The sequence below is a fragment of the Sporichthya sp. genome (genome assembly GCF_013815995.1).
Classification (GTDB): domain Bacteria; phylum Actinomycetota; class Actinomycetes; order Sporichthyales; family Sporichthyaceae; genus Sporichthya.
Map to the genome: position 1 here is coordinate 1 of NZ_JACDFE010000147.1, position 11,460 is coordinate 11,460.

General features: G+C 70.0%; 10 protein-coding genes and 1 pseudogene. 5 read left to right on the forward strand and 6 right to left on the reverse strand.

Annotated features, from left to right (window positions below):
• Window positions 1-788 (reverse strand): Ig-like domain-containing protein (locus H0X00_RS15895; RefSeq protein ID WP_293772740.1); only part of this gene is annotated, 788 nt, incomplete at its 3' end.
• Between the two features lie 27 nt (window positions 789-815).
• Between H0X00_RS15895 and H0X00_RS15900 the strand changes: the two genes are divergently transcribed.
• Window positions 816-1,106 (forward strand): hypothetical protein, encoded by a 291-nt coding sequence (locus H0X00_RS15900; RefSeq protein WP_293772741.1) that lies wholly within the window; start codon window positions 816-818, stop codon window positions 1,104-1,106.
• Here H0X00_RS15900 and H0X00_RS15905 read toward each other — a convergent pair.
• Genes H0X00_RS15905 through H0X00_RS15920 form a run of 4 tightly spaced genes read right to left on the reverse strand, consistent with a single transcriptional unit; the run spans window position 1,103 to window position 6,517 of the window.
• Entirely contained in the window at window positions 1,103-2,170 is a 1,068-nt protein-coding gene (locus H0X00_RS15905) for a 2-oxoacid:ferredoxin oxidoreductase subunit beta (RefSeq protein WP_293772742.1), read from the reverse strand. The two genes, H0X00_RS15900 and H0X00_RS15905, sit on opposite strands and share 4 nt — an antisense overlap.
• Window positions 2,170-4,074: a 2-oxoacid:acceptor oxidoreductase subunit alpha gene (locus H0X00_RS15910; RefSeq protein ID WP_293772744.1), complete on the reverse strand. Its 1,905-nt coding sequence runs from the start codon at window positions 4,072-4,074 to the stop codon at window positions 2,170-2,172. The genes H0X00_RS15905 and H0X00_RS15910 overlap by 1 nt, the downstream gene beginning before the upstream one ends.
• 42 nt (window positions 4,075-4,116) lie before the next feature.
• Window positions 4,117-5,412, reverse strand: a complete 1,296-nt coding sequence (locus tag H0X00_RS15915) for an adenosylmethionine--8-amino-7-oxononanoate transaminase (protein WP_293772746.1) — start codon at window positions 5,410-5,412, stop codon at window positions 4,117-4,119.
• Between the two features lie 37 nt (window positions 5,413-5,449).
• Window positions 5,450-6,517 (reverse strand): hypothetical protein, encoded by a 1,068-nt coding sequence (locus H0X00_RS15920; protein ID WP_293772747.1) that lies wholly within the window; start codon window positions 6,515-6,517, stop codon window positions 5,450-5,452.
• 94 nt (window positions 6,518-6,611) lie between these two features.
• On the opposite strand from H0X00_RS15920, the gene H0X00_RS15925 reads away from it, so the two are divergent.
• Window positions 6,612-7,403, forward strand: coding sequence for an enoyl-CoA hydratase-related protein (locus tag H0X00_RS15925; protein ID WP_293772748.1), 792 nt, complete (start codon window positions 6,612-6,614; stop codon window positions 7,401-7,403).
• A 125-nt stretch (window positions 7,404-7,528) separates the two neighbouring features.
• On the opposite strand, the gene H0X00_RS15930 is transcribed toward H0X00_RS15925, so the two are convergent.
• Window positions 7,529-7,885, reverse strand: coding sequence for a hypothetical protein (locus H0X00_RS15930; RefSeq protein ID WP_293772749.1), 357 nt, complete (start codon window positions 7,883-7,885; stop codon window positions 7,529-7,531).
• A 428-nt stretch (window positions 7,886-8,313) separates the two neighbouring features.
• Here H0X00_RS15930 and H0X00_RS15935 point away from each other — a divergent pair, with 428 nt between their 5' ends.
• The 3 genes and pseudogenes from H0X00_RS15935 to H0X00_RS15945 form a co-directional block, all read left to right on the forward strand.
• A complete protein-coding gene (locus H0X00_RS15935; RefSeq protein WP_293772750.1) occupies window positions 8,314-10,119 on the forward strand; it encodes a hypothetical protein in 1,806 nt (601 codons plus the stop codon).
• Window positions 10,120-10,234: 115 nt separating this feature from the next.
• Window positions 10,235-11,098: a zinc metalloprotease HtpX gene (gene htpX, locus H0X00_RS15940; protein WP_293772751.1), complete on the forward strand. Its 864-nt coding sequence runs from the start codon at window positions 10,235-10,237 to the stop codon at window positions 11,096-11,098.
• Window positions 11,099-11,225: 127 nt separating this feature from the next.
• Window positions 11,226-11,460 (forward strand): annotated as a pseudogene (locus tag H0X00_RS15945) (phosphoesterase); the annotation flags it as partial.

Below are 11,460 nucleotides of genomic sequence, written 5' to 3' on the forward strand. Positions count from 1 at the left end.
GGGTTCGGCTCGGTGCCCGGCTCCGTGCTCGACTCCGTGCTCGAGGCCTCGGCCGGGGCCGGAGCCTCGGTCGAGGCCTCGACGGCCGGGGCCGCCTGACGCTCGATGGTCACCACGACCGAGGTCGTGTTGCCGGCCGCGTCGGCCTGGGTGACCGTCACGGTGGTGGTGCCGACCGCGGCGGTGACCGGCGCCGAGAAGGTGCCATCGGCCGCGACGGTTGCCGACCCGACCACGGCGCCGTTGTCGCCGCTGAGCTGGACCGAGTTCACGTCGCCGGCCGCGGTCCCGAGCTGACCGGTGATCGTCCAGCTCTCGCCCGCACCCTCGGCCGAGGCTGACAGGGTCGGCCCGGTCGTGTCCGCCGCCGGGGTGGGCGTGGGGGTGGGCGTGGGGGTGGGCGTCGGGGTCGGCGTCGATGAGGAATCGCCCGACGTGCTGTCGGCCGGGGCGCTGACCCGCCCGGCACTCAGCGGCGCGAACGGACTCGTCAGCGGAGAGCAGTTGACGCTCGACGCGTCGGCAACCGCGTTGTTGTTCTTGAACACGCAGGTGCTCACCGAGGAGACCCAGAAGGTCCCGGTGTACTGCGTGATCGTGTAGGTCTTGTCCCCGCTGTTGTTGCTCCCGGTTTCCTCGCAGGTCAGGTTGGCGGCCCTGTCGAGGCAGATCAGGTCCGGCCCGCGGTAGACGGTGAAGCGGTCCGCGATCCCCGCCCCGATCCGGACGGTGATCTTGGCGTTGACCCCGGACGACCCGTTCCGGGCGGCCTGCACGTGCGCGGCCACCAACGTGTTCGCCTTGTCGGGTCCGCGATGTCATCGGGGACGACCGCGGAGTCCATCCAGCTGCTCGATCCCGTGCCCGGTCAGTACACGGCCGTGGTCCTGGATTACGGAACGGGCCTGCTCTCCGACTGGCAGGGCGGCGTCACGTTCGCCGCCCCGCCGCGGCCGTTGCCCGGTATCCGCGAGGCGTGGACGCTGACCTGCGAGACATCCGACGGGCGGGTGCTCGGCACCCGCCGGGTGGTCGTCGACCGCGGCCGCTCCATCGACGTCGGCCGGGTGTGCGGCCGCGGAGCCGACCGAGCCAAGATGAGCTAGTTGACGGTCCAGGTGTCGGTTCCCCGCAGCATCCGCTGCAGGTCACCGGCGGAGTTCGTGTTCTGGCGCAGCTGCGAGGCCATCAGCGCGTCGTAGGTCGGGCGCACGACGTCGCGGAAGACCCCGATCGGGGTCTTGTCCAGCGTCAGGTCGGGCAGCCGGGAGAGCGCGAAGGCGACCCCCGGGTCCTCCGCGTGCGCGTCGTGGACCAGGATCTGGGACTCGTTCTCCGGCGTCACCTCGACCACGTCGATGGTCCCGTTGGGCAGCCGCATCACGCCGCGCTCGTTGTCGGGGCCGAACCGGATCGGCTCGCCGTGCTGGAGCCGGATCAGGGCGCGCTTGGAGCCCTCCGGGTCCTTGAGGATCTCCCACGCACCATCGTTGAAGATGTTGCAGTTCTGGTAGATCTCGACCAGCGCGGTGCCGGGGTGCTCGGCCGCGGCGCGCAGCACCTCGACGAGGTGCTTGCGGTCCGAGTCGAGGGTGCGGGCCACGAAGGTCGCCTCGGCGCCCAGGGCGAGCGAGACCGGGTTGAACGGCGCGTCCAGCGAGCCCAGCGGGGTGGACTTGGTGACCTTGCCGATCTCGGAGGTCGGCGAATACTGACCCTTCGTCAGACCGTAGATCCGGTTGTTGAACAGCAGGATCTTGAGGTTGACGTTGCGACGCAGTGCGTGGATCAGGTGGTTGCCGCCGATGGACAGCGCGTCGCCGTCCCCGGTGACGACCCACACCGACAGGTCGGGCCGGGTTGCCGACAGGCCGGTGGCGATCGCCGGCGCGCGGCCGTGGATCGAGTGCAGGCCGTAGGTGTCCATGTAGTACGGGAACCGGGAGGAGCAGCCGATGCCCGAGACCCAGACGACGTTCTCCTTCTTCAGCCCGAGGTCGGGCATGAAGCCCTGCACCGCGGCCAGGATCGCGTAGTCCCCGCAGCCGGGGCACCAGCGGACCTCCTGGTCGGACTTGAAGTCCTTGGTGCTCTGCTTGACCTCGGTCTTCGGGACCAGGGACAGGCTCTTGTAGCCGAGCCCGATCGGTGGTGAGTCGTCGCGGGGCATCAGCGGTCTCCAGCCGGACGGCGAGTACGGGGCTTGGGGGCGTTCACGGAAGCGATGACGTCGGTGATGGCGGTCTCGAGCTCCTCGATGGAGAACGGCAGGCCCTGCACCTTGTTGAAGCCCATCACGTCGACCAGGTACTTCGCGCGCAACAGCATCGACAGCTGGCCGAGGTTCATCTCCGGCACGATGACCCGGTCGTAGCTGCGCAGGACCTCCCCGGTGTTCTCCGGGAACGGGTTCAGGTGGCGCAGGTGCGCGCTGGCGATCTCGCCGCCGGACAGGCGGACCCGCCGGCACGCGGCACCGATCGGCCCGTAGGTCGAACCCCAGCCCAGGATGAGCACCTTGGCCTTGCCGGACGGGTCGTCGACCGCCAGCTTCGGGATGTCGTTGGCGATCCCGTCGATCTTGGCCTGGCGGGTGCGCGTCATCAGGTCGTGGTTGGCCGGGTCGTAGGAAATGTTCCCGTGTCCGTCGGCCTTCTCGATGCCGCCGATGCGGTGCTCCAGGCCCGGCGTTCCCGGGATGGCCCACGGCCGCGCGAGGGTCTTCGGGTCGCGCTTGTACGGCCAGAAGACACGGTCGCCGTTCTCGGTCTCGTGGTTGGCCGCGGTGGCGAACGGGGTCTGCAGGTCCGGCAGCTGGGTGACGTCCGGGATCAGCCACGGCTCGGAGCCGTTCGCGATGTACCCGTCGGAGAGCAGCATCACCGGGGTCCGGTACTTGGTCGCCAGCCGGATCGCCTCGATCGCGGTGTCGAAGCAGTCGGTCGGGGACTGCGGAGCGACGATCGCCAGCGGGCACTCACCGTTGCGGCCGAACATGGCCATCAGCAGGTCGGACTGCTCGGTCTTGGTCGGCAGGCCGGTGGACGGGCCGCCGCGCTGCACGTCGACGATGACGAGCGGCAGCTCGAGGCTGACCGCGAGGCCGATCGTCTCGGCCTTGAGCACGACGCCCGGGCCCGAGGTGCTGGTGACGCCGAGCGCGCCACCGAAGGACGCGCCGAGCGCGGCCCCGACACCGGCGATCTCGTCCTCGGCCTGGAAGGTCCGCACGCCCATGCCCTTGTGCTTGGACAGCTCGTGCAGGATGTCGCTGGCCGGGGTGATCGGGTAGGCGCCGAGGAACAGCGGCAGCTTCGCCAGTTGCGCGCCGGCAATCAGGCCGTAGGACAGCGCGGTGTTCCCGGTGATGTTGCGGTACTCGCCGCCGGGCATCTTCGCCGGGGCGACCGAGTAGGAGACCGCGAAGTCCTCGGTGGTCTCGCCGTAGTTCCAGCCGGCCTTGAAGGCGGCGATGTTCGCGTCGCGGATGTCGGGCTTGCGGGCGAACTTGTCGCGCAGGAACTTCTCGGTGCCCTCGGCCGGGCGCCCGTAGAGCCAGGACAACAGGCCGAGGGCGAACATGTTCTTCGCGCGCTCGGCGTCCTTGCGGGACAGCTCGAAGGAGGACAGGGCGTCGACGGTCAGCTGGGTCAGCGCGAGGGCGTGCACGTGGTAGGCCTGCAGCGTGTTGTCTTCCAGCGGAGAGACGCTGTAGCCGACCTTCGACAGGTTCCGCTTGGTGAACTCGTCGGTGTCGACGATGACCATCGCGCCGCGCGGGAGGTCGTGCAGGTTCGCCCGCAGCGCCGCCGGGTTCATCGCGACCAGGACGTTGGGGGCGTCCCCCGGGGTCATGATGTCGTGGTCGGCGAAGTGCAGTTGGAAGCTGGAGACCCCGGCCAGCGTCCCGGCTGGGGCCCGGATCTCGGCCGGGAAATTCGGCCAGGTCGCGAGGTCGTTGCCGAAGTTCGCGGTCTCCGCGGTGAACCGGTCACCGGTGAGCTGCATGCCGTCGCCCGAGTCGCCGGCGAAGCGGATGATCACACGATCGAGTTGCTGTACTTGCTTGTCCACGGTGTGGGGTCTCCGAGGTGGGGGCTGTACCGGCTTGCAAGGTTACCTGTGTGACTGCTGCGCGTTCTGCGCGGCCGCGTCCACCATGGCGCCGGAGATCTGCCGCACGTCCTCGTCCGTGGCGACGTAGGGCGGCATGGCGTAGATCAGGTTACGGAACGGTCTCAGCCACACCCCGTGGGCCAGCGCGGCCTCGGTGCCGCGGGGGACGTCCACAGGGCCGGCCGTCTCGATCACCCCGATCGCGCCCAGCACCCGCACGTCGGCGACCCCGGGAAGATCGGCCGCAGGCGCGAGCCCCGCCCGGAGCCCGGCCTCGATCCGGCCCACGTCGGCGGTCCAGTCCCCACCGGCGAGCAGGTCGAGGCTGGCGCACGCGACGGCCGCCGCCAGCGGGTTGGCCATGAACGTCGGGCCGTGCATGAGCGCGCCCGCCTCGCCGGCGCACACCCCGGCGGCCACGGCCGGGGTGCAGAGGGTGGCCGCCATCGAGAGGTAGCCCCCGGTCATCGCCTTGCCCAGGCAGAGGATGTCCGGCACCACTCCGGCCGCCAGGTGGGCGAACAACGCACCCGTCCGGCCGAACCCGGTCGCGATCTCGTCCAGGATCAGCAGCACCCGGTGGGCGTCGCACAGCTCGCGCCAGGCCCGCACGTAGGCGGGGGAGTGGAAGCGCATCCCGCCGGCGCCCTGCACCACCGGCTCGACGATCACCGCGGCCACCTCGGCGGCGTGCTCGACCAGGAGCGCCTCCGCCGCCGCGAGCCAGGCCGGATCCACCGGGGCCTCGAAGCCGTCGCCCGGCCGGGGCGCGAACAGGTGCTCGGGCAGCACCCCGGCGAAGAGGTGGTGCATGCCGCCGGCGGGGTCGCAGACGGCCATCGTGGCGAAGGTGTCCCCGTGGTACCCGCCCCGCACCGTCAGCAGCCGGGACCGGGTTTCGCCCCGGCCCCGCCAGTACTGCACGGCCATCTTGATCGCGACCTCGACCGAGACCGAGCCGGAGTCGGAGAGGAAGACGTGCTCCAGTCCGTCGCCGGTCATCGCGACCAGACGTTGGGCGAGGCCGACCGCGCCGGGGTGGGTGAGCCCGCCGAACATGACGTGCGCCATGCGGTCCAACTGGTCGCGGACGGCGGCGTCGAGCACCGGGTGGCGGTAGCCGTGGATGGCCGCCCACCAGGAGGACATCCCGTCGATCACCTCGCGCCCGTCGGCGAACTGCAGTCGGACGCCCTGGGCGGCGACGACCGGGTACACCGGGCCCGGGTCGGTCATCGAGGCGTACGGGTGCCACAGGTGTGCGCGGTCGAGCGCGACGAGCGTCTCGGCATCCACGACGGTCGAGTCTAGGGACCCACCGACTGACGCGACTTCAGTAAGTCATGGACTGGTTCGGCCGGGCCTGCAACTGTGCGCGCACCGAGGCCGGCTGGTCCTCCATCCAGTCCACCAGTTCCTCGAAGGACACGCAGCGGGTGTTCGGCTTGGTGCAGGTTTCGCGGACGAACTGGGCCAGGGCGTCGGCGTAGATCCCGCCGTTCCAGGTGTTGAAGTGCGCGCCGAAGATCAGCGGTGCCCGGTTGCCGTTGTAGGTCGCCTTGTAGGCGTTGCGGTAGGTGTTCAGCACCTGGGAGTACCAGGCGGACCGCCGGGACGACGACCCGTCGACGGCACCGCTCTGCCGCTCGTAGAAGTTGTAGTCCATCGAGAGCACCGGGGTGCCCGAGCCGGACATCCGCAGCACCTGCTGCGGGATGTCCCACAGGCCGTTCGCGAGCCGACGCGGCCAGCGCAGCGTGCTCACACCGCTGGTGTCGTAGCGGAAGCCGCGTTCGACCAGCGCCGGGTACAGCGCGGACCGGGTGCCCTCCAGGCACGGCGTGCGGCCGCCGACGATCTCGCTCGAGTCCCAGCCCAGCGGGGCGACGCTGGTCAGTCCGTTGTTCACCCGCCAGTTGTTCAGGAACGAGTCGAACTGGCGGATCTCGCTGCGCCAGTCCGCGGTCGACCAGCGCTGCACGCCGGTCGAGCCGCAGAAGTGGCCGTTGAAGTGGGTGCCGATCTCGTGCCCGTAGGCATGGGCCGCGCGGACCTGCTCCATCCGCGGGCGGACGTTCTCCGCGGCGCTGAAACCGACCTCGGAGGATCCGCGCGGCTTGCCGGGCGGGCTGTAGAGATTGGCCTTCTGTTCCGGCACCAGATACAGACCGGTGAGGAAGAAGGTCATGGTGGCGTCCACCTGGGACGACAGCGTGCGCCAGCGCTGCCAGGCGGAGATGCTGCCGCCCCCGTCGAACGAGACCACGATGAATTGCGGCGGCTCCCCTCCGGCCGCCGCCGTGGACCCGTTGGCTCCGGGGGCCATCAGCAGCCCGGCCAGCAAGGATCCGGTGAGGGCCAGCAGGCCACCGATCCGCCAGGTGCGCCGGGTTGTCCGCATATCGGCACGGTAGGAACGGGCTGTCCCGAATGTGGGCGGTTTGCCGGAATCAGGTGAGCCCTTCACACACCGCCGGGTGCGTAGCCTGCGGGCCATGACCGATGACGCCGGGGAACTGGTGCGCTACGAGCTCGACGGCCACGTCGCGACCATTACCTACAACCGCCCGCAGCGCCTCAACGCCATCGACGGGGCGATGCGGACCGAGATCAACGCGGCCTTCGCCCGGTTCCGCGACGACGAGGCGGCCTGGGTGGGGATCGTCACCGGCGCCGGCCGGGCGTTCTGCGCCGGCGCCGACCTGCGCTCGGAGACCGGCAGCCCGGTCGGTGAGTTCGCCGGCACCTTCTGGGAGAAGCCGACGGTCAACTCCTTCGAGAGCGGCTGGGAGATCTACAAGCCGGTCATCGCCGCCGTGAACGGGCACTGCATCGGCTACGGCCTCACCCTGGTGACCTGGTGCGATTTCGTGCTCGCCTCCGACCAGGCCACCTTCGCCTTCCCCGAGGTCACCGTGGGGATCCCGACCATCGTCGGTGCCCTGCGGCTGCCGCAGCGGATCGGCTGGCACCACGCGATGGAACTGCTGCTGACCGGGGAGCGGATCGACGCCGCGCGGGCCCAGGAGATCGGCCTGGCCGGGAAGATCGTGCCGCACGAGGACCTGATGGCCGAGGCCCGGTCCCTGGCCGACCGGCTGTGCAAGGCGGCGCCGTTGGCCGCGCGGGCCACCAAGGAGATGGCGATCCGCGGGGCGGACCTGTCGATGGCCGAGGCGATCCGGTTCGGGGAGACGATGCGGAAGGTCGTGCAGGCGACCGACGATGCCGCCGAGGGAATGGCCGCAGCCGCCGAACGCCGCGAGCCCCGCTGGCAAGGCCGCTGAGGCGCAGCGGTTGCGGGTGCCACAGACTCCCGAAAGCGCAGTACGGCACCCCGCTTCTGGATTGGCAGGTGCCGTATTGCACTTTCGGCGCAACAGGCGCGCGCTACAGAGCCGCTGACGCAGCGCTAGGGGAGCGCGAACTCCGTGACGTGGGTGATCCGGATCGCGGACCACAGCGTGACGACGGTGGCGGAGACGAAGGCGACGCCCAGCCAGACGAAGGTGCCGTCGCCGTCGGCGGTGCCCTGGGCCAGGTACATGAAGGACATCAGCGCGAGCACGCACGAGGTCAGCGTCAGGCAGTAGGAGTACAGCCGCAGCCGGCTCATCTTCGTTTCGTAGGCCGCCCGGGCGCGGCGCGACCGCTCGCGCTCGGCCCGCAGCACGGAGGCGTCCAGGGCAAAGTCTGCTGGACCGGTGACGGGCGCCGTCGTGGTGACGGTGGGCGCGTACCGCGGCGCCGCGTCGATCTGCTCGGTCATCGCTCCCCGTGGGTGTTCGATCGGAGGGCTGAGCCGGGCAGATGCCCGCATTTCCTGATTTCCGCCCTGCTCGACACTGTGCCAGCCGACGCGGTGGGGCAAACCTGCTGCGGTCCCGTAATCGGCAAAGCGCTCGGCCGCCGGCGGCGAGGTGGCGCAGATTAGGCAGTAACCGCAGGTGGAGGCCTTGCCAAGGTCACAGCGGTAAACGCCGAACACGCGCTTGACGTCAAGATTCGATGCTTACACTGCGGCAAAAGTCCCGATCGTGAAGTTCGCCCACCAAACTCTGCCGCCCCGGCCCACGAATCCAGGGTGCGCTCGCCGTCAGTCAGAGGGGTTCCCAGGTGTCACGTACCCGCAGGCCAGCAGTTCGTTCGATTGCCGCGCTGAGCGCGCTGGGTCTCGCGGTAGGCCTCGCAGCCGCCATGCCCGGCAGTTCCGCGCTCGCGGAGTCCGATCCGCTGAGCCAGGCCCTCGGTGACGCGCTGTCGCCGGCCTCGAACGCCGCGGACCCCGGCATCGTGGCCCACCTCCCGCACGACGCGGTGTTCAGCCTGTCCCCGGAGCTGGCCGCGCTGACCGGTCGCGCCACGATGAGCGCCGACGACGCCGCGGCGCTCCTGTCCCAGCGCACTGCGTCGCCCAGCCTGCCCGGCGCCGCGACCCCCGAGGTCGGCACCACCCGCAAGTGGCCCGCCCTGGACATGACCGGCCAGACCCCGAGCAGCATCCAGCCCTTCGGGCTGTATCTGAAGGACTACACGCTCCAGGCCAAGCGGGACAACATCGAGATCTGGGTCGCCAGCGGTGCCGACGAGACCTCCGACGGAACCCAGTTCCCGGCCGGTGACTGCCGGACCGTGGAGGGCGACCCGACGGTCGTGACGGCGGCTCAGGCGCAGGGCCTGGCCGATGAGTTCCAGGACAAGATGCTCCCCGTCGAGTCCGAGTTCTTCTCCGTCGCCCCGGCCCGTGACGGCACCGCCTCGATCGGGCAGCTCGCCCCGCTGGGCGTCGACTTCACCGGCAGCGGCAACTCCGTCGTCACCCTCGTGGACAACGTCCGCGACCCGAACTTCTACGACTTCGTCAACAACCGGACCTACATCGCCGGCTTCTTCGCCCCGATCTTCAACCTCATCACCAACCGCAACGTGATGACGATCGACGCCTTCGACTGGGCCCACCGCACTCTGGACAACCCGAAGAACGAGCCGAACGACGACATCTGCAAGTCCCGCCCGGCCCGGCCGCGGACCTACGAGAGCGTGTTCGCCCACGAGTACCAGCACCTGCTGCACAGCTACACCAACCCGAACCCGTCGCCGGTCGGCGCGCCGTTCCGCAGCGAGGACCTCTGGATCAACGAGGGCCTCTCCGACATGGCCCCGATGCTCGTCGGCTACTCACAGCCGGACCGCTCGGTGGCCGAGACCCGCGCCGAGTCGCACATTTTCTGCTTCCAGGGCTACGGCGAGACCAAGGGCCCGGCCAACCCCAACCCGAACTACTGCGGCGGGCCGGAGAACTCCCTGACCTTGTGGCAGGACCAGGGCGGCAAGTCCGACATCCTGGCCGACTACGGCAACGCCTGGTCGTTCATGATCTTCCTCTACGACCGCTACGGCAGAGAGTTGATCTCCGAGCTGCACCGCGACCCCGAGTTCGGTCTGGTCAGCCTGCAGAACCTGCTGGACAAGTACGGCAAGGGCGCGAAGGTCTTCGACGTCCTGCACGACTTCCAGCTGATGAACCTGCTGGACAACACCGTCAGCGCCAAGGGCGTCAAGGTGACCGGCGTGGACGCCGCGGCGATCAGCTCCAAGGAGCTCAAGGCCGCGGTCAACTACACCTACCGCGGGGCGTACGCCTCGCCGGGCGCGGCCCCGAACGGTGCCGACTACGTCCAGCTGATCGGCCCGAGTGGCCCGCTCACCGGCAAGGCGCTGCAGTCCTTCGTCTTCGCCGGTTCGCCGACCGGGGCCAACGACGCCGCGGTGGAGAACTGGGTGGTCCGGTTGGTCGGCGTCGACGCCAAGGGCAAGAAGGTCCTGGTGAAGGTGTTCGACAACGCCGCGAACCTGACCCTGAGCGCTGAGGACCTGAAGGCCTTCTCGGCCTTCAAGACCCTGATCGCCGTCATCACGGTGGACGACCTGACCGCGGCGCAGACGGCGTACGTGCCGTACCAGCTGACGGTGAACGGCCAGCTCCAGCCGGGCGGCGCCTGACCTGGAGCCCTCCCGCCGTGTACAACTGAGCGGGCGCGGAACGCCTGCCGGTCCGAGAACGTTGGACCGGCAGGCGCAGTAGGACCGCGCTCGTTCAAAGGGGGGAGAGTCGGCGATGCACCAACACCGCCAATTCAACGGCCTGAAGACGGCCGTCCTGCTGGGCCTGCTCGCGGCCCTGTTCATCGGGTCTGGTGGGCTGCTGGCGGGCACGACCGGGCTGATCATCGGCGCGGGTCTCGCGCTGGCGATCAATGGCTATGCCTACTTCAACAGCGCCAAGCTGGCCCTGAAGTCCATGCACGCGCGGCCGGTCAGCGAGGCCGAGTTCCCGGCCCTGCACAAGATCGTGCGGGAGCTCTCGACGGCCGCCAAGCAGCCGATGCCCGCGCTCTACATCTCCCCGACCCAGGCGCCCAACGCGTTCGCCACCGGCCGCAACCCTCGCCACGCCGCCGTCTGCTGCACCGAAGGCATCCTCGGCCTGCTCGACGAGCGGGAGCTGCGCGGTGTGCTCGGTCACGAACTGGGCCATGTGTACAACCGCGACATCCTGATCGCCTCGGTCGCGGCCACCATCGCCGGCGGCATCGTGATGGTCGCGAACCTGGCCTTCTTCCTGCCCACCGGTGGCGACGACGACCGCCCCAACCCGCTCGTCGCGCTGCTGATCCTGTTCGTCGGCCCCCTCGCCGCCGGCGTCATCCAGATGGCGATCAGCCGGTCGCGGGAGTACCAGGCCGACACCTACGGCGCCGAGATCACCGGCGACCCGCTGGCCCTGGCCAGCGCCCTGCGCAAGCTCGAGCACGGCACCGCCGCCGCGCCGCTGCCGCCGCAGCCCTCGCTGCAGACCACCAGCTCGCTGATGATCGCCAACCCGTTCCGCGGCCGCGGCATATCGCAGATGTTCTCCACCCACCCGCCGATGGCCGAGCGCATCCGCCGCCTCGAGCAGCTTGCCGGCTACCGCCGCTAACCCCCGGCGCCCCCGCTCCGACCCGCGCACCCATGACCTCATGGATGCGCGGAACTCGGGCATAGCGGGCAGATCCGCCGTGGTGTCTGCCTGCGCGGGCATGGATGCGTGAACCTAGAGTGCGCGGGTGCCCCTGAAGCGTCTGGACGACGAGCTCTACGCCCGCTGGCATCGGACGCAGACCCCGCGGCTCGACCGCGTGCTGCCGCCGATCTCGCGTGCGGCCAATCACGGCGTGCTCTGGCTGGGTCTGGCCGGCGCGCTCTGGACCAGCGGCCGGCCGGCCTACCGACGTGCGGCGATGCGCGGGCTCGGCGGCCTGGCGCTGGCCAGCGCGGTGACCAACGGGCCCGCGAAATGGC

Excerpts from the sequence above, each read along its gene's own strand:
- H0X00_RS15925 (WP_293772748.1), top strand. The coding sequence starts at position 6,612 with ATGACCGATGACGCCGGGGAACTGGTGCGCTACGAGCTCGACGGCCAC.
- H0X00_RS15905 (WP_293772742.1), bottom strand. The coding sequence starts at position 2,170 with ATGCCCCGCGACGACTCACCACCGATCGGGCTCGGCTACAAGAGCCTG.
- htpX (WP_293772751.1), top strand. The coding sequence starts at position 10,235 with ATGCACCAACACCGCCAATTCAACGGCCTGAAGACGGCCGTCCTGCTG.
- H0X00_RS15930 (WP_293772749.1), bottom strand. The coding sequence starts at position 7,885 with ATGACCGAGCAGATCGACGCGGCGCCGCGGTACGCGCCCACCGTCACC.
- H0X00_RS15935 (WP_293772750.1), top strand. The coding sequence starts at position 8,314 with ATGCCCGGCAGTTCCGCGCTCGCGGAGTCCGATCCGCTGAGCCAGGCC.
- H0X00_RS15920 (WP_293772747.1), bottom strand. The coding sequence starts at position 6,517 with ATGCGGACAACCCGGCGCACCTGGCGGATCGGTGGCCTGCTGGCCCTC.
- H0X00_RS15900 (WP_293772741.1), top strand. The coding sequence starts at position 816 with ATGTCATCGGGGACGACCGCGGAGTCCATCCAGCTGCTCGATCCCGTG.